We start from the raw sequence: 23,117 nt of genomic DNA on the forward strand, positions 1-23,117 counted from the left end.
GGCCCGCCGATGGCTACCGGGTGGGCCGGCGGTCGTAGGGGCAGATCAGGGGCGTGCTGGGGTGAACCCCGGGGCCCACTTGCGCGGGCAGGGGACAATGGACGGTGGCCCGGCTCGATCGCGGGGCCTTTTCGACCGTGTGCCGTACATGCCGTGGTGCATGGAGGGTACGTACGAACGGTGCGGACCGTACGAGGAGGAGAAGACATGGCGGAGCCCACGCCGCGTCGCAACGAACCGCGGCTACGCCCCGCGCCCCTGCTCTTCGAGCCCACGCAGGTGGCCGACGACCCCGAGCACTTCTTCGACCTGGAGTCGATAGACGACCCCCGCGCGCTGCTGACCCGCGCCACGGAGCTGACCCTCGCGTTCCGCGCCGCGACCGACCGCGCCGTCGAGTTCCAGGCGATGGCGGCGGCCCAGCTCGCCGACCCGCGCCGCTTCGACCGGCTGACGCCGGCCGACATCGCGGAGCAGGCCGAGTGGACCGAGGACTACGCGCGGAAGATGGTCGAGTACGGCCGTGAGCTGCTGCGCGACGGCGGGGAGAACACCAGCGGCGGGGACGGCGGGACCGGCAGAAGCGGTCTCGGCGAGCCCGGTCACGGTCACGACCACGTCGACCCGGTCTGATCCACGCCGGCCCCACCCGATCCGGCCCCACCCGATCCGGTCAGACCCGGTCCGTTCTTGCCTGACCCGGTCCGTCTCGATCTGCTTCGGTCCCGAAAGTCCGCGCGGCATATTCAGGAGGGCAAGGTACTCCACCTCGCCCCCTCTCGTCCCGGTTTCCGGCAACCCTCGGAGACCGACCGGTCACCGCCGGTAGATCTGTATGCCATGAGCAGCCCACACACGGACATCTCGGGAGTCACCTCGGAGGGAGCCGCCTGGCTCGCCTCCGCAGGAACGTATCCGCGCAGCACGCTCTCCCTCTGGGCCGAGCGGCCCACCGCTCCGCTCGTCCTGCCCTGCGGCACCGCGTTCGACGTCGTCAACGTGCCCGCCGTCTTCGGCCGCAGGATGCTCGACCGGCTCTGGGACGGCGGACCGGGCTCGGGCCCCGTGGCGGCCTACCGGGGCCGGATCCTCCTGTTCGCGGCACTGGGCACGGCCCAGCGGCTGCCGTCGCTCCTGAGGTGGGAGGAATGGGGCTCGGCCGGCGAGGGCGGTACCGGACGGCGCCACGCGATCCCGCCGCTCCTCTGCCACGGCCGCGGCGACGCCGTGACGGTCCCCGCCCTGGTGAACGACGAGACCGGAGACGGGAATGGAGCCGGATATGGAGACAGGACGGGAGGGGGGACAGGCGAGGGGACTGGAGACGAGATCGGACACGCCACCCGATGCGGGAGCGGAGACGGCTCCGAGGGTGATCCCCGGCCCGAATCCCGCTGGGTCGTCGCCCCCGACACCAGTCGCCCCTGGCTTCCGGGCCCGGAAATCCTGCTCTGGGCGGCCGTCCGAGCGGCCCGTTCCGCGGTCGCCGGTGGGGTGCGGATATCGATTTTTCCTCCCGTCGATCAGGGTGCTAAGGTCTACGACGTCAGCAGGCGCCGCTAGCTCAGTTGGTTAGAGCAGCTGACTCTTAATCAGCGGGTCCGGGGTTCGAGTCCCTGGCGGCGCACGTTGTCGATTGGCGAGGCTGTTTTCGAACAGCCTCGCCAACGTCGTTTTCCGGACCCCTACTCAGCTAACGGCGTTCGTGATCCGCACCGTCCACGCCCCCGACGGCGTGCGGCCCTCCACCTCGACTCGGACGTTCTCGCCGGGCACGGTGAAGGTCTCGCCGAGGGCGACGGGCGCGTCCGCGAGGGGCGGGTAGACCGAGTCCTCCCAGCAGGCCTCGGTACGCGGATGGGCGTCGACCACCTGGACCGGGCCACCGCCGGACTCGGCCCCGCCGCGCACCCGGTAGACGAGCACCCCCTGTGTGCAGGTCGCGCTGTCGTTGCCCGTCGCCCCCCGCGCCTCGAACGCGAGCGCCCGGTCGACCCCGGTCCGCACGACGGCCAGCTTGACCCCGTCCCCCTGCCCAGGGGCCGGTGGACCGGCCCCCGTACCCCCGCCGCCGAACCCGTCCGCGCCCGCCCCCGCACCCCCACGCGCGTAAACGGTCGTGGCCGGACGCGCCTCCAGTGATTCCAGGGTCAGCCGGGTCGAGCCTCTCCCGCGCACGCACACCACCTGGCGCGGTTCCAGCCACCCGAGTTTCCACTTGTGCCAGGCGAACAGGTCGGGCGCCAAGCCGAACTGACTGCCCATCAGGTCCCAGTCGCCGACGTACGTGTCCCAGTCACCCTTTCCGTCCACGGGCCGGTGGTAGAGGTCGGGCAGGTCGAAGACATGGCCCGTCTCGTGGGCGAGGACGAGCCGGTCCGGTGGATGCTTCTCGAAGACGGTGACGACGCGGCGGATGTCCGTGCCGTCGGCGCGCAGCGGGACGTCCAGGTTGACGACCTTCGTCGCGTCGGAGTCGACGCCGGGCGCGTCCGGGTCGGCCACGAAGTAGACGACGTCGTAGCGCGAGAAGTCGACGTCACGGTCGGCGACGGCGAGCGCGTCGCGCAGATAGTCGGCACGGTGGGCGGCGCTCCAGTCCCGCTGTATGGCGTACGCGGTGGACGGTCGCGGCATCCGGAGCCAGTGCCGGAGCGGGTGCGGGCGCAGGGTGAACCTGCCGTACGAGGCACGGGCGAAGAAGTCGCTGGTGCCCGGGAAATGGTCCGCGGCCAGTTCGCCGGGGGTGGTCCGCGGGCGGGCGTCCGGGAACGAGAGGAAGACCATCACGGCGTCGAGCGCGCGGGACGGGCGCGGATAGGCGGCGTTCCAGGTGTCCAGGCCCTCCGAGTGGTGGGCCTCGGTGCGCTGGAGCGCGCAGGACCGCACCGAGAAGGGCTCGGCGACGGAGGGGCCCGCGACGAGGGAGGTCGCGGCCAGGGCCGTCATGGTGGTGAGAACGGCGGCCGTACTGCGCAAGCGGGGGTGCGCCCCGGCGCATGCGAGCCCTCTGAATCCCGCCAGGGCATCATGGGTGAGCCCCCTGAGGGGAAGCTGACGCGGCACGCAGACCTCCGGTTGCGGTATCGGGGACACCGCAACCCAGCCTGTGTGATCTTGCGTTTATATGCCTTGTTTGTCTGCACCAGAAGGGTGACCGGCACACGATCAGGCAGGTGACCAGGGGCTATGCGGGACGCCCGGGTAGACGGCCACGCATGTGAGGGCTCACCCTTCGTGGAGCGACACCCCGAAACACTCACGGAACGTCACAAGCGATCGAGGGTGAAGGAACCCGTCCAGGCGCGGGCAGAAACGATCTGTCAGAACCACCGGTCGTTCATGGACACTGGACAGTGGCTGGAAGGGCTTCGGACCAGCCTCTATGATCGGCACACTTTCCTGGCACTTCCCTGACACTTTCCTGCACGGACAACGCCAGGGCGGCGGATTGCCGCCCGGTCGGCCGCCCGACGGGATCCATATCAAGACCGAGTGCACTGCGGGAGCGAGCGGTGAGCGGAACGTCCGAAGGGCCGGCGCCCGCGGTAGATCTCATCCGGCCGGCCGTCACAGAGAGTAACTCCGACACGTCGTCTTCTACGTCATCCACGGCTTCTGCCTGGTCCAAGGCTTCTACGTCGTCCACGTCTGCTTCCCCTGCCCCCACGGGTCCCACCCTGATGGACGGCGCGTTCGCGGCGGCGCCGCTGGCGATGGCCGTGGTGAACCGCGAGGGCCTGGTCGTCACGGCGAACCAGTCCCTGGGCGAACTGCTGGGCATCGGCCCGGAAGTGCTGGCCGGCAAGGTGGCCGCCGATCTGGTGGACCTGGCGTCCGACACCCGCGCGTGGCACGCGTACCGCGAGGTGCTGCGCGGCCGACCGGCACGGCTGCGCTGCACACGCCGCCTCAAACACCCTGACGGGCACTCCCTCTGGGCCCAGGTCACGGTCACACCACTGCCGAATGAGACCTCGGAGGCGGCGCCGGGTGTGCTGCTGTCCGTGGCCGACATCAGCGCACGCCGTGAACTCCAGGCGCGGCTACGGCACTTGCAGATGCACGATCCGGTGACGCGTCTGCCCAACCGCACGTTGTTCTTCGAGCGCCTGTCCGCGGCGCTGGAGGCGGAGTCGTACGAGCAGAGCGGGACGGGCCGAATCGGCCTGTGCTACCTGGACCTTGACGGCTTCAAGGCCATCAACGACACCCTCGGCCACCGCGTCGGCGACCGGCTGCTCGCCGCCGTGGCCCAACGCCTCACCCGGTGCGCGGAGGAGGCGGGTCTTGCCCGGCGGAACCCCGGCGCGGTCGCCCCGCTGGTCGCGCGGCTGGGCGGCGACGAGTTCGCGCTGCTGATCGAGGACTCGACGGGCACCGACCAACTGGCGGACCTGGCCGAGTCGGTGCTGAAGGCACTCCAGCTCCCCTTCGACCTCGCCGGTCAGCGGATGTCCGTCTCCGCCTCCATCGGCGTCGTCGAACGGCACGCGGCGGGCACGACCCCCACAGGTCTGATGCAGGCCGCGGACACGACGCTGTACTGGGCGAAGGCCGACGGCAAGTCCCGGTGGACGCTCTTCGACCCCGAGCGCAACGCCCATCGGATGACCCGCCAGGCCCTGTCCTCCACCCTCCGGCCGGCCATCGAGCGGGGTGAATTCGCCCTGGACTACCAGCCCTTGGTGGGGATGGCGGACGGCCGGGTGCACGGCGTCGAGGCGCTGGTGCGCTGGAATCACCCCCAGTTCGGCACGCTGACGCCGAACCGGTTCATCGGCCTGGCCGAGGAGGACGGTTCGATCGTGCAGCTGGGACGCTGGGTCCTCGCCACGGCCTGCCGCCAGGCCCGCCGCTGGCAGCTCGAACGCCCCGACGAGCCGCCGATCTTCGTGAGCGTCAATGTCGCCGTACGTCAGGTCTGGGACTCGGATCTGGTGGCGGACGTCGCGGAGATCCTCGCGGAGACAGGCCTGCCGGCACGTCTGCTGCAACTGGAGCTGACGGAGTCGGCGGTCATGGGCTCCGCCGGCCGGCCCCTCCAGGCGCTCCAGGCACTCAGTGACATGGGTGTGGGCATCGCGATCGACGACTTCGGCACCGGGTATTCGAACCTCGCCTACCTCAGCCGGCTGCCGGTGTCAGTACTGAAACTGGACGGTTCTTTCGTGCGGGGGTTCCAGTACGAGGGTGAGGGGGTCGCGCCGAACCCGGCCGACGAGATCGTCGTCGAGGCGATGATCCAACTCGCGCATCGGCTGGGGCTGACGGTCACCGCGGAGTGCGTGGAGACGGCGGCCCAGGCCGGCCGCCTGCGCCGTATCGGGTGCGACACGGGGCAGGGCTGGCTCTATTCGCGACCGGTGGGCGCGGACCGGATCTCCTTGCTGATGGGAGGCAGTGCGTGTCGGCAGGGGTGATCCGCCGACGCGACGTCACTGCGTGATCGTGGGCAATCCGTAGGCGTCCGCGATCAGTTCGTACGAGCGGAGCCGCATGTCGCCCCGGTGGGCGTGGGAGACGAGCATCAACTCGTCGGCTCCCGTGCGCTTTTGGAGGTCGTCGAGGCCTGTGCGGACCTCGTCCGCCGAGCCGTGGATGATGTTCGCCATCCAGGAGCTGATGAACTCCCGTTCCATCGGGCTGAATTCGTAGGCCTCCGCCTCCTCCGGGGCCGGGAACAGGCCCGGGCGGCCGGAGCGCAGGCGGGCCATGTTGAGGCCCATCGCGAGGACCTGGCGGCGGGCCTCGTTCTCGTCGTCGGTGGCGAGGGCGGAGACGCCGATGAGGGCGTACGGGGCGTCGAGGACGGCGGAGGGCTGGAAGGACTCCCGGTAGAGGTCCAGGGCCGGGACGGTGTTCTGCGCGGAGAAGTGGTGCGCGAAGGCGAAGGGGAGACCCAGGACGCCGGCCAGGCGGGCGCTGAAGCCGGAGGAGCCGAGCAGCCAGATGGGCGGCCGATGGGGAGACTGGACTCCGCCCGGGGACGTCGACTGGATCGGGCCGGGGATCGCGTGGATACGTCCGTAGGGGTGGCCGGCGGGGAAGTCGTCGTCCAGGAAGCGGGTCAGCTCAGCGAGTTGCTGGGGGAAGTCGTCGGCGCCCTCGTTGAGCCGCTCCGTGCGGCGGAGGGCAGCGGCGGTGGCGCCGTCCGTTCCCGGGGCCCGGCCGAGGCCGAGGTCGATACGGCCCGGCGCCATGGCTTCGAGGGTGCCGAACTGTTCCGCGATGACCAGGGGGGCGTGGTTGGGGAGCATGACGCCGCCGGAGCCCAGGCGGATGCGCCGGGTGTGGGCGGCGAGGTGGGCGAGGATCACGGCGGGCGAGGAAGAGGCCACGCCGGGCATGGAGTGGTGCTCGGCGACCCAGTAACGGTGGAAGCCGCGCGATTCCGTGAGGCGGGAGATGGCGACGCTGGCGCGCAGGGCCTCGGTGGCGGTGTGGCCGGAGCCCACGGTGACCAGGTCGAGGACGGAAAGGGGGACGGGGGCGGTGCCCCGCGTCTCGCCCCGGATCCCGTCCGCCGTCACCTCCGGCGTCGCGTCTGTCGTCACGTCCGGCGGCGTCCCGTCTGCCGTCACATGTGCCGTCGCGTCTGCGGTCACGATGGGTGCCTCCTGCTGCTGTCTGGTGCCGTGCGCTGTCCTCAGCCGGGCAACAGGAGGGGGGCTCCGTTTTATTCCGGCGCGGTCCCGTCAGACCTGCACCAGCGGCTCCTTGTCGAAGAGGGTGCCCAGGGAGGGGGCGTTCACCTTGCGCGTCGCCAGCCGCAGGGCCTCCCACACGGAGACCTGGTTCGCCGTGAGGACCGGCTTCGTCAGGTGCTTCTCCAGGGCCCCGATGTGCGACGCCGTGTGCAGCGCCGTGTCCGGGAGGAGCAGGGCCTCCGCGTCCGCGTCGTCGGCCGCCCGGGCCAGCGCGGTCAGCTCCGCCTCGCCCCACTCCCCCACCTCCGCCGCCGTGACGATCCCGGCACTGTGGACCGCCGTCACCTCGATCCCCGCCGCCCTCAGGAACTCCGCGAACAGTCCCGTCACGTCCGCCGGGTACGTCGCCCCGACCGCCACCTTCCGCACGCCGAGCTCCCGTACCGCGTGCACGAAGCCGAACGCCGTCGACGACGCCGGCAGGCCCGCGGCCCGGGCAAGGGCACGCACCTGCTCGTGGGCGCCCTCCCACCCGTACACGAAGCTGCCGCTGGTGCAGGCCCACACCACCGACTCCGCGCCGGACATCCGCAGCGACTCCACGCCCGCCGCGAGACGGTCCGCCGAACCCATCTCCAGGAGGGCGTCCACCCTGTGCGCGTCCTCACCGATGTCCGTATGGACCAGATCCAGCCGGATGTCGCTGCCGAGAAGCTGCTCGATGCGTTGGTAGTCGTCCTCGGCGGAGTGACCCGGGTAGAGGAATCCGAGTGCCGTCATGATCCAGCCCTTCCTGCTTGCCTTACGTGCCCAGCCTGCGCTGTTCCCGCTGTTCCTGCTGCTCCTACCGTTCTTCCGGCAGTGCCGGGGGCCAGGTGCGCGCCGACTCGTCCAGCAACGCCTGGTAGGGCCCCACGGCTCGGGTACCCAGTCGACGCCGCGCCGCCCCTGTCGTGACCTGGTTGGCCGAGATCACCGGGATGCGCAGTTCCGCCTCCAGTCGCGCGATCACGTCGTACGTGGGGAGGTTCGTGCAGCTGATGAACAGCGCCTCGGGCCGCGTCCCCTCCGTCGCCCGCCTCGCCATGTCCGCCACAGCGCGGTACGGGACCTTCCAGATGTGCCGGGTCAGGCCCATGTACGCGCATCCCGTGACCGTGACACCCGCCTCGGCCGCGTACTCCTCCAGGGCCCGCGTCACCGACACCGTGTAGGGCGTGACGAGCGCCACCCGGCGTACGGACAGTTCCGTGAGGGCTTCCAGCAGTGCTCCCGAGGTCGCCATTACCGACGGGACCTCGCCCGCGCGGGTCATCGCCTCGCACATCGCCCGCTCCCCGGCGACCCCGCCGACGAAGCTGCCCGAGGTGCAGGCGTAGGCGACGATCTCGGGGGCGATGACGTTCCATGACAGGCACTGGCCTCACAGTGAGGAACGACGGGGCAACGGACCGTACACACGCCCGTGTTGACGAAGGTAGGTTCGAGTGCGAGCGTGGTCAATCCGCGCATGTCAGACACACCCCGGCCACCCGGCCGACCCTCCTCTCGGCCTCTCGGCCTCTCCGCCATCCAGTCCGGCCTCCCGATCGGAAACGGCTCCCGATGCCCGCGCTCCCCACGCTCCTCGTCCTGGACGCCGATCCGCCGCCCCGCCTGGGCCGGCTCACCGGGCGGGCCCGGATCGTGCACGCCGACGAGACCACCCTCGCCGGGCAACTCCCTTACGCCGACGTCCTGCTCGTCTGGGACTTCGCCTCGCACGCCGTGCGGGCCGCCTGGCCGGGCGAGGGGGCGCGTCCGCGCTGGGTGCACACCGCGAGCGCCGGTGTGGACCATCTGCTGTGTCCCGAACTCGCCGCGTCCGACACCGTGGTGACCAACGCGCGGGGCATCTTCGACCAGCCCATCGCCGAGTACGTCGCCGCCCTGGTCCTCGCGATGGCCAAGGACCTGCCGATGACCCTGCACCTCCAGGAGCAGCGCGAGTGGCGGCACCGGGAGTCGCAGCGGGTCGCCGGGACGAAGGCCTGCGTCGTCGGGTCGGGCCCCATCGGGCGGGCGATCGCCCGGTATCTCAAGGGACTTGGTGTGACACCGGCGATCGTCGGGCGCACTCCGCGTACCGGCATCCACGGGCCCGCCGACCTCAACCGGCTGATGGCGCGAGCCGACTGGGTGATCGCCGCCGCTCCCCTCACCGCCGACACGCACCACATGTTCGACACCCGCCGCTTCGGAGTCATGCAGCCCTCGGCGCGTTTCGTCAACGTCGGCCGGGGACAACTCGTCGACGAGGCCGCGCTCGCCGAGGCGCTGTCGAAGCGGTGGATCGCGGGCGCCGCCCTCGACGTGTTCGAGCACGAGCCGCTCACACCGGACAGCCCGCTGTGGGAGGTGCCCGGGCTGATCGTCTCCCCGCACATGAGCGGCGACACGGTCGGCTGGCGCGATGAACTCGGGGCGCAGTTCCTCGAGTTGTACGAGCGGTGGGACGCGGGGAAGACACTGACGAACGTCGTCGACAAACAGCGCGGGTACGTACCGGGGCACTGATCCGACCGGAGGGGCGAACGATGACCGAGCTTGCCGAACTCACCGCAAGCACGCACTTCCTCTTTCGGAACGTACCTACACGGAGCGCCACTCCCGGAGGGAGGCTGAGCCAGGAATTTCCCTCATTCATGAGGGGGAGGATTCAAGTACCCGTTCAACATGACGGGGTTAATGTAACGGTCTTCACCCATACGTTCCCCGCATTCCCCGACGCATAACTCGCACCCTCTCGGGTAGCAGCGCGGCCATGGCTCCATCAAGCGCATCACCACTCGCACCACCATGTCCCAGACGCCGGTCGCTGCTCGCGGGGGTGGCGGCGCTCGGCACGCTCGGTACGCTCGGTTCCCTGGGCACCGGCTGCAGCCGGGTGTCCGCCGACTCCGGTGTCCCGGGCGGTGACCTTCTCGACCGGCTTCGGGCGCAGGGCGTCGTCCGGCTCGGTATAGCCGGTGAGATTCCCCAGGGATTCATCGACAAGGACGGCGAGCTGACCGGCGAGGCGCCCGAGCTGGCGCGGGTCATCTTCAAGCGGCTGGGGGTGGACCGGGTCCAGCCCGTACCCACCGAGTTCGGGTCGCTCATTCCGGGGCTGAATTCACAGCAGTTCGATGTCGTGGCCGCCGGGATGTACGTCAATCCGGAACGCTGCGAGCAGGTGATCTTCGCCGATCCCGACTACCAGATGCTCGATTCCTTCATTGTCCGCAAGGGAAATCCCAAGGATCTTCACAATTATCGGGACATTGTCGAGAAGAAGGCCAAACTCGCGACCGGTACCGGATATGCCCAGATCCAGCACGCCGTCGAGGCGGGATACAAGGAAGGCGATCTTCTGATCGTGCCGGACCAGGTGGCCGGACTGAACGCCGTCGAGGCCGGGCGCGTCGACGCGTTCTCCGGTACGGCGGTCACCGTCCGGCTGGTCGCGAAGAACTCCCGCAAGGCGGAGTCCGCCGAGGCGTTCGCCCCGATCATCGACGGCAAGCCGCGGGTCGACGGCGGCGCCTTCGCGTTCCGGCTGCCCGAGACGAAGCTCCGGGACGCCTTCAACGTGGAGCTGCACAAGATGAAGAAGAGCGGCGAGGTGTTCCGCATCCTCCGGCCGTTCGGCTTCACGCAGGACGAGATGACCGATCTCACGGCGAAGGAGTTGTGCGACGCATGACCTCCGGACTCTGGGAGCTAGTGCTCAAGGGAGTCTGGGTCACAGTCCAACTCCTCTTCTTCAGCGCGTTGTTGGGTGGCGTCGTCGCCTTCGCCGTCGGGATCGCGCGAACTCACCGGCTGCGGTCCGTGCGCTTCCTCGCCGGCTGCTACACCGAGGTCTTCCGCGGCACCTCGGCACTCGTGATGATCTTCTGGGTGTACTTCGTGCTGCCGCCCGCCTTCGGCTGGCAGCTCGTGCCCATGTGGGCGGGCACACTCGCGCTCGGGCTGACCTACGGGGCGTACGGCACGGAGATCGTGCGCGGCGCGCTGAACGCCGTCGACCCCGCGCAGCGTGAGGGCGGGATCGCGCTCGGGTTCACGCCCTGGCAGCGGATGCGGCTGATCCTGCTGCCGCAGGCGGTGCCGGAGATGATCCCCTCCTTCGGCAACCTGCTGATCGAGCTGCTCAAGGGCACCGCGCTGGTCTCCGTCATGGGCATGGCCGACCTGGCCTTCAGCGGCAACCTGGTGCGGCTCGCGCTGCAGGAGAGCGCGGAGATCTACACGTACATCCTGCTGATCTACTTCGTGATCGCCTTCCTCCTCACCCGGCTCATGCGCGGGCTGGAGAAGCGGCTGAAGGGCGGTGTCGCGTGACGTGGGACTGGGGCGCCGTACGCGAGTTCATGCCGCACTTCTGGGACGGGCTGCTCGTCACCCTTCAGGCGCTGGCCCTCGGGTCGCTGATCTCGTTCACGCTGGGGCTGGTCTGGGCGCTGCTGATGCGGACGCCGACGCGCTGGGTGCGCTGGCCGGTCGGGGTGGTCACGGAGTTCGTGCGGGACACCCCGCTGCTCGTGCAGCTGTTCTTCCTCTTCTACGTGCTCCCCGAGTGGGGCATCGCCGCCTCCGCGCTGACCACCGGTGTCCTCGCGATCGGGCTGCACTACTCGACGTACACGATGCAGGTCTACCGCGCCGGCATCGAGGGCGTGCCGCCGGGCCAGTGGGAGGCGGCCACCGCGCTCAGCCTGCCCCTGCGGCGCACCTGGACGGCCGTGATCCTTCCGCAGGCGGTGCGCCGGGTCGTCCCGGCGCTCGGAAACTACGTGATCGCGATGCTCAAGGACACGCCGCTGCTGATGACGATCACCGTGCTGGAGATGCTCGGGGAGGCGCGGCTCTTCTCCCAGGAGCACTTCCAGTTCACCGAGCCGCTGACCGTGATCGGCGTCGCCTTCGTCCTCATCTCCTTCCCCGCCTCCCTCCTCGTACGAGCTCTGGAGCGACGCCTTGCCAGTTGACACCGACAAAAGCCCTGTTTCAGACACGCCCACGGAACTGGTCAGGCTGGACCAGGTCACCAAGCGGTTCGGTGAGCAGACCGTTCTCGACAAGCTGAGCCTCTCCGTCGAGGCGGGGCGGCATGTCACGCTCATCGGTCCGTCCGGGTCCGGCAAGACGACCATCCTGCGGATGCTGATGACCCTGGCCAAGCCGGACGCGGGCACGATCACCGTCGACGGGGAGGCACTGTTCCCGGCGCCCGAGAAGCAGGTCCGCGAGGTGCGGAAGAAGATCGGGATGGTGTTCCAGCACTTCAACCTGTTCCCGAACATGAGCGTGCTGCGCAACATCACCGAGGCGCCCGTCACCGTCCTGGGCCTCTCGAAGGAGGAGGCGGAGGCACGCGGGCGCGACCTGCTGGAACTGGTGGGCCTCGCCGACAAGTGCGACGAGCGGCCGTCCCGGCTGTCGGGCGGACAGCAGCAACGGGTGGCGATCGCGCGGGCGCTGGCCATGCGCCCCCAGGTACTGCTGCTCGACGAGGTGACCTCCGCGCTCGACCCCGAGCTGGTCGCGGGCGTCCTCGACGTGCTGCGGGACATCGCCCGCACCACCGACATCACGATGCTCTGCGTGACCCACGAGATGGGGTTCGCCCGGGACATCTCCGACCAAGTGCTGATGTTCGATTCTGGCCATGTGATCGAGTCCGGTCCGCCGGAGCAGATCTTCAGCGACCCGAAGCAGGACAGAACGCGCGAATTCCTCAGCGCGATGCTCTGACCGCGCCGGAGAGGCGACGAAAGGCTACGAAAGCCCACGAGGAGCAATCTCCTCGATGCCTCTGTCATATGCCAGCTGAACAATCCCCTGCTAGGAGGCCGCGACCCCGGCGACAATCTCGTCAACGCCCCCTCCGCGTAGCCCCCTTGGCGGCTATCGTGGAGGGGATTGGCTGTCCGGATCACGGCTAAAAGCAAGCCAGGGGGAACACCGTGGCTCTCAAGCACGAGCCGACCGCGCCGCATCACTCGACCCAGGACGCCCTGCGCGTCCTGGAAACGGTGGCGCGACACTCCGCCGGTGTCACCGACGCCGAAATCGCACGCCAGACCCGCCTCGGCACGGACCGGCTCACCCCCCTCCTGCGCATGCTGCGCCGCGAGGGATACGTCGAACAGGCCGCCGACGGTTCGTACGTCACCGGCACCGCCCTCAGCCGCCTCGGCTCCACGCACGGCCACGACCAGGCCCTGCGCGCCCAGCTCCAGCACACCCTCGACCGGCTGCGCGACTCGGTGGGCGCGGCCGTCTACATGAGCCGGTACGTCGACGGCGAGATCCACATCACCCAGTGCGCCGACAGCGCGGCGACGCCCGCGGTCAACGAGTGGGTCGACTTCCGCTCGGCCGCGCACGCGAGCGCGATCGGCAAGAGCCTGCTGGGCCAGCTCGACCACAACAGCCGCCGCGACCATCTCGCCCGCCACAAACTGGCCCGCCTCACCTCGCACACGATCACCAACGAGCGGCTCCTGCTCTCCCACCTGGAGACCCAGCCACCCACGGTGCCGGTCCTCGACCTCCAGGAGTACGCGGTCGGCACGGTCTGCGCGGCGGTCCCGATCACGGCCGGCGCCACGGTCGGCTGCCTCGCTCTCTCCCTCCCCCTCCGCCACGCCCACCGCCTGCGCCAGGCGGCGGACCGCCTGAACCGGAGCGCGGGACCGGTACTGCTCTCACTGGCGATCTAGCCTCAGCGACTCCCCTGCCACCTGGTCCGGAGCACTCTCCCGGACCAGGTAGTATTTTTCCTGTCGCCAGCCGCGAGAGCGGTCGGCGAGAGTCACGCGCCGCTAGCTCAGTTGGTTAGAGCAGCTGACTCTTAATCAGCGGGTCCGGGGTTCGAGTCCCTGGCGGCGCACAGTGTGTGACCAAAGGCATCCTTCTCATCGGAAGGGTGCCTTTGGTCGTTTCCGGGGCCCCCTACCCGCCTGGAAGAGCCACTTTTGCAATAGGAGATTCGCGCGGCTTTCAATCACGCTTCCGGCACTCCCGAACTGACCGAGCCTCGCGCGAGGTGCACCTCCGTGAGGGAGCCGAGGTCAGAGTGCGTTCTGGCCGACGTCCAAGCGGTCGATCCAGCCGCCGAGGGACTCCCAGCCTGACCAGCCGTTGCTCGGGGCCGTCTGCCACATGTGCCACACGGCCTGGTCGGAGCCCCGGGCGAAGATCTCCAGGCGACCGTCGTTGTTCTGGCTGACGTAGAGGTCGTCGATCCAGCCGCCCAGGGACTCCCAGCCCGACCAGCCGTTGCTCGGGGCCGTCTGCCACATGTGCCACACGGCCTGGTCGGAACCCCGGGCGAAGATCTCCAGGCGACCGTCGGCGTTCTGTACGACCTTGATCATGTCGACCCAGCCGCCCAGGGACTCCCAGCCCGACCAGCCGTTGCTGGGGGCGGTCTGCCACATGTGCCACACGGCTCCGTCAGAGCCCCGGGCGAAGATCTCCAGGCGACCGTCGGCGTTGCGGGCTGTGGTGAGGCGGTCGATCCAGCCGCCGAGGGACTCCCAGCCGGACCAGCCGCTGCCGGGTGCCATCTGCCACTTGTGCCATACGGCCTGGTCCGAGCCGCGTGCGAACATCTCGAGGCGTCCGTCCGCGTTGTGGTCAACGCTGATCATGTCGACCCAGCCGCCCAGGGACTCCCAGCCCGACCAGCCGTTGTTCGGGGCGGTCTGCCACATGTGCCACACGGCCTGGTCGGAACCCCGGGCGAAGATCTCCAGGCGGCCGTCGTTGTTCTGAGCCACGGACAAGTTGTCGATCCAGCCGCCCAGGGACTCCCAGCCCGACCAGCCATTGTTCGGGGCCGTCTGCCACATGTGCCACACGGCCTGGTCGGAACCCCGGACGAAAAGCTCCAGGCGGCCGTCCGCGTTGCGGCCGTGAGTGACCATGTCGACCCAGCCGCCGAGGGACTCCCAGCCCGACCAGCCGTTGTTGAGGGCTGTCTGCCACTTGTGCCACACCGCTTGGTCTCCGCCACGGGCGAAGATCTCCATGCGGCCGACCGCGTTCTGCGAGGCCTCCCGTACGGCCGCGCCCGCGTTGAGGAGGCTACCGACCAGCTTGGTCGGGTCCGGGTCGGGGGTGACCTGCGTTCCCGTGGCCTGGAGGATCCGGCGCACGTCGGCGTGGGTGAGACCGGGATTCGCGGACAGCATCAGTGCCGCCGCGCCGGCGACCTTCGGCGTCGCCCCGGACGTGCCGCCGAAGGCGTTGCGGTACGCGGTGTCGGAGCCGCTGTCGCACGTCAGGTCGTGTGAGCTGTCACCGGGGGCGCAGACGACGATGCGGGAGCCGTAGTTGCTGAACCAGGCGCGCTGGTTGACCGAGGCGTCGTACGCCGTGGCGCCGACGAGGATCGAGCCCGTCTCCGGGATCTGCGAGCCGTCATCGGCCAGCGAGGCGTCCTTGTCGCCGTTGCCCGCCGCCACGCAAACAACCACGCCGTCGGCGATCGCCGTCTTGATGGCCGCGTTGACCGACGGCACCTGTTCGTAGTTGCCGAAGGCACTTGTCTGGACCTCAAGAATGATGACCTTGCGTCGGCCGCCGCTATCGGTGGTGCGCACCCAGTCGATGCCGCGCGCCCAGGCGTTGCCGCCGAGATCCGGGCCGGTGCCGGAGTCCGCCTGGACCGGCCACAGCGTGGCGTCGTACGCGATACCGGCCATGCCGACGTTGTTGGTCGAAGCGCCGCTCAGACCCATGACCCCGGTTCCGTGGTAGACCGAGCCGCCGTGGGACACGTCGGTGGTGCCGTCGAAGGCGTTGTGCGTCTGCGCGATGTTGGGCGCGAGGTCCTGGTGTGAGGTGCGGCAGCCCCAGTCGACGTCGGCGATCACCACACCGCCGCCGGTGGAACGGCTCCACGCCTGATCGACCCCGCAGCGGAAGATGTACCACTGGTTCTCGAGGCCCGTGGATGTGTCCACGACCAAGGTGCCGCCCGTCCCCACCAGCGGCTCGCTCAGCGGGCCCGCCGCGGCGAGCGTTCCCGCGCCCGCGGTGACCGTCGGCGGCAGCGCGCTGGGGACCGCTATGGCCCGCAGGACCTCAGGCAGCGCGTCCAGGCGCTGCGCGATCGCGACGGTGTCGGAGTCGTCGGCGAAGTGCAGGGTGAGGAACCGTGCGAGATGCGGTGTCTCATGTCCCTGGGCGGCCGCGTTCGCCTGGACTGCCGTGGCCTCCTCGGGGGTGATCTCGAAGGTCGGTTCCGCGGCAACGAGGTTGCTGGCCTCGATGATTCTGTTGAACTCGGTGAGCGTCGGCCCTTCGGTGAGGCTGCGTATCTCGGCGGGCGCGCCGTCGCCGCGCTCGGCGAGTGCCGGGGTGACGCCTTCGCGGAACTCGACCTCCACCACGCCCGGTTCGTACGACGGGCCTTGAGGGGAGATGCCTTCGGGGCCGCCGAAGCGTGGGAGCGGAGTGTGGCCGTCGTCCGGTGCCGTGGACGGACCGCGGGCGGCCGGTGCGCCGCCCGGCCGCGCCAGTTCGGCTGGTTCCTTGGGACCAGACTTGGCGGTGGCCGGCATCGGCATCGGCGCCCCGGAGGGTGCGGGCATGCCGGGTGCCCGCATCCCGGCGGGCCTCCCGGTGGCGGCCGCCGGATTCATGCCGGGCGCCTGCATACCCCCGGCCTCGGGACGTGCGGAGGCCGGCCTGCCGCCGGGGACCGGCATGTCACCGGCCCTCCTCGCAGGCGTGCCGGACGTCGAGGGGACGGGCATGCCGGACTGCTGGGCCGAGGGCTTGTGCCGGCCGTTGCCGGCGTCGTACCGGTTGCCGTGATGTGACATGGCTCCTCCGAGAGATGAGCGGGAGCTGCCTTGGGAAGGGCGAACTCGCGGTGGTATCAGGGCGAGTTCAGACAGCGTGACGAGATTCGAGTGCGGCTTCCGGAGTGGTCACAGGAGGCCGTATGTCGGTGCCGGGCACCGCACCCGGCGTTGCGGGAGCAGCTCTGGCTGCTGCGGGACTATCTGCCGGAGGCGGCGGGCTTCGCAGGACGACCGGGCCGCACTTGTCGCGCGGCCCGTCGAACTGCCCGACAGCGGGACACAGGTCGAGGCCGTGCCTGTGTCGTACGACTGTACGGACGGGGTTCGCGGCTGCGTTTTGGCGGTGGCCCGCCGCTTATCTCGACCCGTGGGTGCGGGCCGGGACCTCGTTGTTCGCGCGGGCGGGGGACGATTTCGTCACGCCTGGCGGTGCGTCGGCACGCGGACGATCTGGGCGCGGGCGGCTGGAGCGGCGGTGCGGCGACCTGCTCGGGCTCGAGTCCCTCGATGTGGAGTTCGGCCGCTCGTGGCCGACCGTTCGTGGCTCAGAAGCGCTGACCCCAGTTGGCGGTCGCGGAGACGCAGTCGTTCCATCCGAGCTGGGAGAGGTGGAAGTAGGTCACCCCGGCTCGGAGGTAGAGCTGGGAGCCCTGGTAGTTGGGCGTGTCCCAGACCGAGACATCCCATCGGCACCAGTTCACTGAGGAGATGATGTCGTTCCAGTTCTGTGTGTGCAGGAATCCGCGTGGAACACGGCGAAGGTCCGGCCAGGCCCGCCCGGGTCCGTTCTGCAACCAGTCTCCGCCCGCGTCCTCGTCCTCGTAGTAGTACGACAGCTCCGGAAGCGAGTCTGGGTTGCTCGTTCCGATGTCGTGAGGCGGTGCGGCGACCAGGTGATCGTTCAGCCCCTGAAGGGTCGTGAAGCTGTAGAGCACCTGGCTTCCCTTCTTGTCGACCCCAGGCGTCGAATACAGCGGTTGACCGTCGAATTCCCGTACTGTGTCCGGCTCGTTGGCCTCGCCGTCGATCACCACCATCATTTCGGGTGGCTGGTGCGGCCGCAGGGCCGCCGGGGGGCTCCCGTCGGTCGCTCCGATCATCATGACGTGATCCTCGTGCGACAGCAGGGGCGCATCGTCTGCCAGCCGGTTCACCAGCGCCTCGTACGAGTTGGCCCCGGATTCTGCGAGTACCTCACGGACCCGGGCCACCCGCTCCTCGTGACTGCCTTCTCTGCTCAGAGTACGAACCATGGCCGTCATCTCCTTGTGCGCAGCGATGAGTTTACCTTTCTGCGACTACGACCAGATTCCTCCCGCCTCAAGAACTCCGCAACCTCACTGAAATTTTGCGGCAGAGCGACACTTATTCATCCAATCACCACTTGTTGACACGGCAAATAGTGAAACTGAAACCAGAATTGGACGACACCGAGAGGGAGTTACGCAGGAAATAATTCCTCTTCAACATCGATGACGAATCCGAAAAGACCTTCATAGTCACCCTGCGACTGCCCACCGACCAGCCGTCACACCACGTGAATTGACCGGTCAACCAGGGGCGCTGTGTCATTCGCCGTCGCCAGCCGCCCGGTTGACATCGCCGCGAACGCGACGCCTACTGGAACAAGAGGCTCCACAAGACGGCAAACGAAACAGCCCTGAGGTGTCTCGCTGGTGCGACAAATTCTTCCGGCAGCCACCTTGTGGGCGCCGACTGCTCATCTGACGGTACGACAGCCCCCCTGACACGCAGTCAGCCCGTTGCCTGACCTTGGGCGAAGTAAGAAGCCATGAGCAGGAAAGCATGAGGAAAGAAGGAGAGCCCGATGACAGTCGATTCCAGAGGCAACTGGGCGGCACACCAGACCAACGGCGCCACGGTGCATATGAACCTGGACCAGGACAAGGCCGGAAACGTATCGGGGGACGCCTTCGTCAACGGCACTCACGGCGGCTGCCAGGGGTTCGTCCGAGGCGACGACTTTCTGGTCACCATCGAGTGGGACAACGGCCCGAAGGGGCGGTACACCGGCCATCTCGGCCTCGACTTGCGACTCTCGGGCGAAACCGTAGACATCAACAACCCGGGAAGCACGGCTACTTGGTTCTCAGACCCCTTGCCAATGATGGTGTGAGAATCCGGTGCTCCATCGGCGGCAATGAAGCCGTGGCGAGCTCATCGAGGCTGAGGCATGACGCGGGGTCAGTGGACTGTTCAGCGGCGAGACTCTTCACCAGCGGCCGGCCGTTCGCGCCGCCCGGGTGACCGCGTCGTACCAGTTCACAAAGGCGAGGGTCGAACCGGCGGAAGCCGCCGCTCCATGGCAGGAAAGGGCCCCTCGCAGTCGCGAGGGGCTCTTTCTCTATCTGCTCAGCAGCTCCTCGCGTCCCCGTTCCCGGTACCGGGTCAGTAGTTCTGTCACGTCGTCGTTCGTCAGGATGCGGTACGTCTGTTCGTTCGGGGGGCGCCACCAGACCGGGTCCGGGCAGCGGAAGCCCTCGTGTCTGAGGGCAGCCCGGTGGATCTTGTTGGTCGCGGTGACCGGCATGCGGTGCACGACGCGTACGAAGCGGGGAGCCATCTTCGTGCCCAGGTCGGGCTGGGCGGCCAGGAAGGCGGAGAAGGTGGCCGGGTCGAAGGTGCCGGCCAGGGTTGCCATGACCTGGTCGCCGGCCACCGGATCCGGCACCGCGTACACGGCGACGGCCACCGCCCCCTCGTACCGGGCGACGATGTTCTCGATCGTCGCGGCGGCCAGGTTCTCGCTGTCGACGCGCAGCCGGTCGTCCGCGCGGCCCGCGAAGTAGAGGAAGCCGTCCGGGTCCCGGTAGAAGAGGTCGCCCGTCCAGTACCAGCCTCCCCCAGTCTCGGCTTCGCTCGACCGGGGGGACCCCCATCTGCGGCGGGCCGACTCCGCCTCCGGGTTGCGCCAGTAGCCCTCGAAGGGGTTCGGGCCCCGGTTCACCAACTCCCCTATCGCAACGGTGCCGTTGAGCAGCCGGCCCGAGGCGTCCAGGGTGGCCGGCGGACACTCGGCACCGGTCGCCGGGTCGACCACCGCGAGATCGTCGGACGGTGCCGCCCGGCCGACGGCGTTGGCCGGGGTCCCCGGCGTCCACCGCACCGCCGCCCCGCCCTCGGAGGACCCGTATCCCTCGACCAGCCGTACTCCGAACCGGCGTTGGAAGGCCGCCGCGTCCACCGCCCCCGCCTCCGTGCCGAAGCCCAGGCGCAGGGGATTGTCCCGGTCGTCCGGCCGGGCGGGGGTCGCCAGCAGGTACTGGACCGCCCGGCCCACGTACGTGAAGTAGGTCGCCCCGTAGCGGCGTACGTCCGTCAGGAAGCCGGAGGCCGAGAAGCGGGAGCGCAGCGCGACCCCGGCGCCCGCCGCCAGGGCCGGGGCCCAGTCCGCGATCACCGCGTTGCCGTGGAACATCGGCATACAGACGTAGTGCACGTCGTCCGGGCGCACCCCGAAGGTGTCGGCCAGCGTCCGCCCGGCGGCGGCGAGTCTGCCCTGGGTGCAGATCGCGGCCTTGGGGGCGCCGGTCGAGCCCGAGGTGAAGTAGAGGAGGAGGCGGTCGGCGGGCGTGGCGCGGGAGGGGTCCGGCGCCGCGCCCGCGTAGGGGGCCAGCAGCGCCTCGTACTCCTCCGAGTCGGTCAACAGAAGGCGCAGGCCGGGGAGTTCGAGGTCGGCGAGGAGGGGGAGGTGGGTGCGCGCGGTGATGAGCACCGGGCACTCGGTGTGCAGGATGTCCCGGGCCAGTTCGGGGCCTCGCCGGGTGGGGTTGATGCCTGCGACGGCGGCGCCGGCGAGGGCCGCCGCGCTCAACCACAGGGGGTATTCAGGGGTGTTGTCGAGCAGGACGCCCACATGCGGCTCGGCGCCCGGCGGCAGCAGCTCCGTCAGGAGTGCGGCTCTGGCCGCCGCGCCCCCGGCCACCTCGTGATGCGTGAGCGTCCGGTCCTCGCACCACAGCCCCGGCCGGTGGTCGCCCCACCGTGCCGCCACGAGTTCCGCGACCGTGAGCCCGGTCGGCCCGGCGGGCTCCATGGATTCCTTGAGCTCCTTGAACTCCATGAGCCCGCACAGTAGTTGACGTACCGTCAGATGTGGAGACTCACGGCGAGTCGGTGCTCACGTCCCAGCCCTCGGGGAACCCGTCGCCCGTGGGGGTGTCGGTGCTGCTGTAGCCGCTGTCACCGCCGAAGAACATGTCGCCGACCGGTTCGAAGATCTGGCTGTAGGTCACCATGAACCCGACGCAGAACACCACGATCACGCCGAGGAACCCGAGGATGCCGGTCAGGGCCAGCCCGTGCCGGACCGGGCTCGGGCGGTGGGCCGTGGCGTTGATCTGCTCGCCCTCGCTGTAGAAGACGGTGACGAAGTCGCCCTCGATGACCGTGCCCGGGCCGTGCGGCTCGTCGAAGCGGACGGTGCGGCCGTCGCGCGCGACGAACTCGTAGACATGGTGCAGCGTCGTGTGCACGGAGCTGTCGCCGGAGCCGCCGCTCGTGGTCGTGTACGTCCGCAGGCAGCGCGCCTCCGCCGTCAGGCCGCTTTTCCAGGCGCGGCGCATCCGCAGCACCCGGCGGATCACGATCGTCGCCATCACGACGGCCAGCGCGATCATGAGCGTCGGCACCCCGTAGAACATGATGTCCATGGCGGTTCCCCCGGTATCTCGTTCGGTACGGTTCCCCGTACGCCGCCTCACCTGGTCCTGGGGGCGTACGGGGAACGTACCCGTGGGGGGTCGCGGATTTACTCAAGGAATGCTCAGAACCTGACGTCCGAGCAGGCGTAGAACGCGTTGGCCGTGTCCGCGATCGTCCACACGGCGACGATCACCTGCCGGCCGCTGAGCCCGGACGGCAGGGTGCCCGTGTGAGAGAGCGTGGCCGGCGGGCGCCGGCCGTTGTAGGGGACCGTGAGGAACGGGGTGAGGTTGAGGTCCGAACGGGTGAGGGCGTGGTTCTGGTTCCAGCCCGGCTTCGTGACGTAGTACTTGAAGTCGGTAGTGGCGTGCATTGCGGTGAACTGCCATCGGAACGTGTAACTCTGACCACCCGTCACCGCCGTCGCCGGCCAGGTGCCGCCGGACGGGGTCTTCGGCTGGTCGAGCGAGCCGAAGTTTCCGTGGTTCGCCGAGCAGATCTGGCCGTCGGCAGGTCCGGCGGCCGGGAAGCCCTTGGGGCCCTCGACGCTCTGCGGCTCCCACTGGATGTCACCGCAGCCCGTCACGGTGCCGTTCTGGCAGAGCTTCTGCCTGCTGATGGGAAGGTCGGTGTAACCGTGGCCGCTGGCGCCTCCGGCGGTGAGGACGAGGGCGCCGGTGGTGGCCAGGCCGACCACCGACGCGTACCACTTGGTCTTCTCGCGCATGCTGCCGCTCCTGCTGAACGTGGGGGAGGTTCAAGTGAGCCTTGCAGGTCTAGACCAAGTCCCAGATTATTACCGGCCCATGAGCATGTCCAGACCAATCACGCCCCCGGCTCGCTCCGCCCCGCGCAGAACGCGACCGTCAGGTCCTTCACCAGCGCCTTGCGTTCGTAGTCGTCCAGTTCGACCAGGCCGCGCAGCGTCAGCCGGGTCACCGTGTCCTCCACCGAGTCGACCACCGAGTTGAGCGCGGCGGCCCGGTGCTGGGCGTCCAGGGCGGCGATGCGGCGGCGGGTCATCGCGGCGGCGACCTCGGGGGCGTACTCCACCCGGACCGGCAGTACCGAGAAAACTTCCAGGCCGACCGGCGCCGTGTCCGCCGCGACCGCCCGGGTCAGCGCCTCCCCCGCCGTCTCCATCGCCCGCCGTCCCGCACCCGGCATCTCCACCGGCACCCGGACGAGCGCCGCCTCGACGCACTCGCGCAGGTAGGTCTCATGGTCCTCGACGCCGAGCGTGGCCCGCGCGGTGTCCCGCACCCGCCACACCACGAGCACGACGACCCGCAGCGCGACCCCGTTCGCGTCGGCCGCCGGCATCGGCTCGCCGCGCCAGTGCCGCAGCCGTACGTCGACCCGGGCGCGCAGCAGCAGCGGGTTGACCCACAGCAGCCCGGTGCGCCGGACGGTCCCCCGGTAGCGGCCGAACAGGCCGAGCACCCAGGCCCGCCCGGTCCGCCCGCGCGCCAGCCCGCCGAACCCGAACAGCCCCAGGGCGCCCGCACCGGCGAACGCCGCCCACTGGGCCGGACCGAGACCGGCGCCCGCGTACGTCAGTGGCAGTCGCAGCGCCTCCACCGCGACGGGCGGCAGCACACCCGCCCACCAGGAGGTGAGCACGCCCCCCGCCAGCCCGCCCGCACCGGCGAGCACGCCCACCGCGCCCGGCAGCACCCGCGCCGGGCGCTCCACCAGGTCGGGGTCGACCGTCGGCACCGCCGGGCGCGGCGCCGCCGGGGCGGGCCTGCGGATGCGTGGCTGCTCGCCCGTACCCTGTCTGCGCCCCACGACGGCCGGCCTCAGCGGTACCGACACCGGGTCGGGTTCGTCACGGAACAGCAGGTGGACGGGGATCTCGGTGGTCGCCTCGTTCTGGATGAGCCGGGCGGGCCTGGGCCCGCTGTCCGGGGGTCCGTCGGGCTCCGGTGTGTGTTCGGTGGTCGTACTCATTTGT

19 protein-coding genes, 2 tRNA genes and 1 pseudogene are annotated in these 23,117 nt (G+C 69.7%); 12 read left to right on the forward strand and 10 right to left on the reverse strand.

All coding sequences use genetic code 11. The features are described from left to right. The first annotated feature begins 207 nt into the window (after positions 1–207). From QA861_RS40870 to QA861_RS40880, 3 genes are all read left to right on the forward strand, one after another. Positions 208–633 carry a DUF8844 domain-containing protein gene (locus tag QA861_RS40870; RefSeq protein ID WP_334593944.1) on the forward strand — a complete coding sequence of 142 codons (426 nt, stop codon included), beginning with the start codon at positions 208–210 and terminating at the stop codon, positions 631–633. A gap of 207 nt (positions 634–840) precedes the next feature. After that, positions 841–1,563 carry a hypothetical protein gene (locus QA861_RS40875; protein WP_334593945.1) on the forward strand — a complete coding sequence of 241 codons (723 nt, stop codon included), beginning with the start codon at positions 841–843 and terminating at the stop codon, positions 1,561–1,563. Beyond that, positions 1,554–1,627: transfer RNA gene (locus QA861_RS40880), tRNA-Lys, on the forward strand. Before QA861_RS40875 ends, QA861_RS40880 begins: the two co-directional genes overlap by 10 nt. A gap of 62 nt (positions 1,628–1,689) precedes the next feature. Here the strand turns inward: QA861_RS40880 and QA861_RS40885 are convergent. Next, on the reverse strand, positions 1,690–3,066 hold the full coding sequence (locus QA861_RS40885) for a M6 family metalloprotease domain-containing protein (RefSeq protein ID WP_334593946.1): 1,377 nt from the start codon (positions 3,064–3,066) through the stop codon (positions 1,690–1,692). A gap of 449 nt (positions 3,067–3,515) precedes the next feature. On the opposite strand from QA861_RS40885, the gene QA861_RS40890 reads away from it, so the two are divergent. Then, the gene (locus QA861_RS40890; protein ID WP_334593947.1) at positions 3,516–5,423 is read left to right on the forward strand and encodes a putative bifunctional diguanylate cyclase/phosphodiesterase; all 1,908 of its coding nucleotides are present in this window, start codon (positions 3,516–3,518) and stop codon (positions 5,421–5,423) included. Between the two features lie 15 nt (positions 5,424–5,438). Here the strand turns inward: QA861_RS40890 and QA861_RS40895 are convergent, their stop codons facing one another. The 3 genes and pseudogenes from QA861_RS40895 to QA861_RS40905 form a co-directional block, all read right to left on the reverse strand. Then, entirely contained in the window at positions 5,439–6,533 is a 1,095-nt protein-coding gene (locus QA861_RS40895; RefSeq protein ID WP_334595007.1) for an LLM class flavin-dependent oxidoreductase, read from the reverse strand. A gap of 165 nt (positions 6,534–6,698) precedes the next feature. Continuing rightward, on the reverse strand, positions 6,699–7,430 hold the full coding sequence (locus QA861_RS40900; RefSeq protein WP_334593949.1) for a maleate cis-trans isomerase family protein: 732 nt from the start codon (positions 7,428–7,430) through the stop codon (positions 6,699–6,701). 64 nt (positions 7,431–7,494) lie between these two features. Beyond that, positions 7,495–8,055 (reverse strand): annotated as a pseudogene (locus tag QA861_RS40905) (maleate cis-trans isomerase family protein); the annotation flags it as partial. 200 nt (positions 8,056–8,255) lie between these two features. Here QA861_RS40905 and QA861_RS40910 point away from each other — a divergent pair. The 7 genes from QA861_RS40910 (at position 8,256) to QA861_RS40940 (ending at position 13,569) form a co-directional block, all read left to right on the forward strand. After that, entirely contained in the window at positions 8,256–9,206 is a 951-nt protein-coding gene (locus QA861_RS40910; protein WP_334593950.1) for a D-2-hydroxyacid dehydrogenase, read from the forward strand. A gap of 247 nt (positions 9,207–9,453) precedes the next feature. After that, positions 9,454–10,374 (forward strand): ectoine/hydroxyectoine ABC transporter substrate-binding protein EhuB, encoded by a 921-nt coding sequence (ehuB, locus tag QA861_RS40915; protein WP_334593951.1) that lies wholly within the window; start codon positions 9,454–9,456, stop codon positions 10,372–10,374. Beyond that, positions 10,371–11,015 carry an ectoine/hydroxyectoine ABC transporter permease subunit EhuC gene (gene ehuC, locus QA861_RS40920; RefSeq protein ID WP_334593953.1) on the forward strand — a complete coding sequence of 215 codons (645 nt, stop codon included), beginning with the start codon at positions 10,371–10,373 and terminating at the stop codon, positions 11,013–11,015. The genes ehuB and ehuC overlap by 4 nt, the downstream gene beginning before the upstream one ends. Further along, a complete protein-coding gene (ehuD, locus tag QA861_RS40925; RefSeq protein WP_334593954.1) occupies positions 11,012–11,662 on the forward strand; it encodes an ectoine/hydroxyectoine ABC transporter permease subunit EhuD in 651 nt (216 codons plus the stop codon). Before ehuC ends, ehuD begins: the two co-directional genes overlap by 4 nt. Continuing rightward, entirely contained in the window at positions 11,652–12,428 is a 777-nt protein-coding gene (gene ehuA, locus QA861_RS40930; RefSeq protein ID WP_334593955.1) for an ectoine/hydroxyectoine ABC transporter ATP-binding protein EhuA, read from the forward strand. Before ehuD ends, ehuA begins: the two co-directional genes overlap by 11 nt. Before the next feature lie 212 nt (positions 12,429–12,640). Beyond that, positions 12,641–13,399 carry an IclR family transcriptional regulator gene (locus QA861_RS40935; protein ID WP_334593956.1) on the forward strand — a complete coding sequence of 253 codons (759 nt, stop codon included), beginning with the start codon at positions 12,641–12,643 and terminating at the stop codon, positions 13,397–13,399. A 96-nt stretch (positions 13,400–13,495) separates the two neighbouring features. Beyond that, positions 13,496–13,569: transfer RNA gene (locus QA861_RS40940), tRNA-Lys, on the forward strand. 181 nt (positions 13,570–13,750) lie between these two features. Here the strand turns inward: QA861_RS40940 and QA861_RS40945 are convergent. Continuing rightward, positions 13,751–16,513, reverse strand: coding sequence for a DUF8189 domain-containing protein (locus QA861_RS40945; protein WP_334593957.1), 2,763 nt, complete (start codon positions 16,511–16,513; stop codon positions 13,751–13,753). Positions 16,514–17,040: 527 nt separating this feature from the next. After that, a complete protein-coding gene (locus QA861_RS40950) occupies positions 17,041–17,748 on the reverse strand; it encodes a hypothetical protein (protein ID WP_334593958.1) in 708 nt (235 codons plus the stop codon). A gap of 575 nt (positions 17,749–18,323) precedes the next feature. Between QA861_RS40950 and QA861_RS40955 the strand changes: the two genes are divergently transcribed. Beyond that, positions 18,324–18,632, forward strand: coding sequence for a hypothetical protein (locus QA861_RS40955; RefSeq protein WP_334593959.1), 309 nt, complete (start codon positions 18,324–18,326; stop codon positions 18,630–18,632). Between the two features lie 228 nt (positions 18,633–18,860). Here the strand turns inward: QA861_RS40955 and QA861_RS40960 are convergent, their stop codons facing one another. From QA861_RS40960 to QA861_RS40975, 4 genes are all read right to left on the reverse strand, one after another. After that, positions 18,861–20,579 (reverse strand): AMP-binding protein, encoded by a 1,719-nt coding sequence (locus QA861_RS40960; RefSeq protein ID WP_334593960.1) that lies wholly within the window; start codon positions 20,577–20,579, stop codon positions 18,861–18,863. A gap of 40 nt (positions 20,580–20,619) precedes the next feature. Then, a complete protein-coding gene (locus QA861_RS40965; protein WP_334593961.1) occupies positions 20,620–21,168 on the reverse strand; it encodes a DUF3592 domain-containing protein in 549 nt (182 codons plus the stop codon). Positions 21,169–21,281: 113 nt separating this feature from the next. Further along, a complete protein-coding gene (locus QA861_RS40970; RefSeq protein ID WP_334593962.1) occupies positions 21,282–21,887 on the reverse strand; it encodes a lytic polysaccharide monooxygenase auxiliary activity family 9 protein in 606 nt (201 codons plus the stop codon). A gap of 98 nt (positions 21,888–21,985) precedes the next feature. After that, the gene (locus tag QA861_RS40975) at positions 21,986–23,113 is read right to left on the reverse strand and encodes an SPFH domain-containing protein (RefSeq protein WP_334593963.1); all 1,128 of its coding nucleotides are present in this window, start codon (positions 23,111–23,113) and stop codon (positions 21,986–21,988) included. Positions 23,114–23,117 lie beyond the last annotated feature (4 nt).

It is taken from the genome of Streptomyces sp. B21-083 (genome assembly GCF_036898825.1).
Taxonomy (GTDB): Bacteria; Actinomycetota; Actinomycetes; order Streptomycetales; family Streptomycetaceae; genus Streptomyces.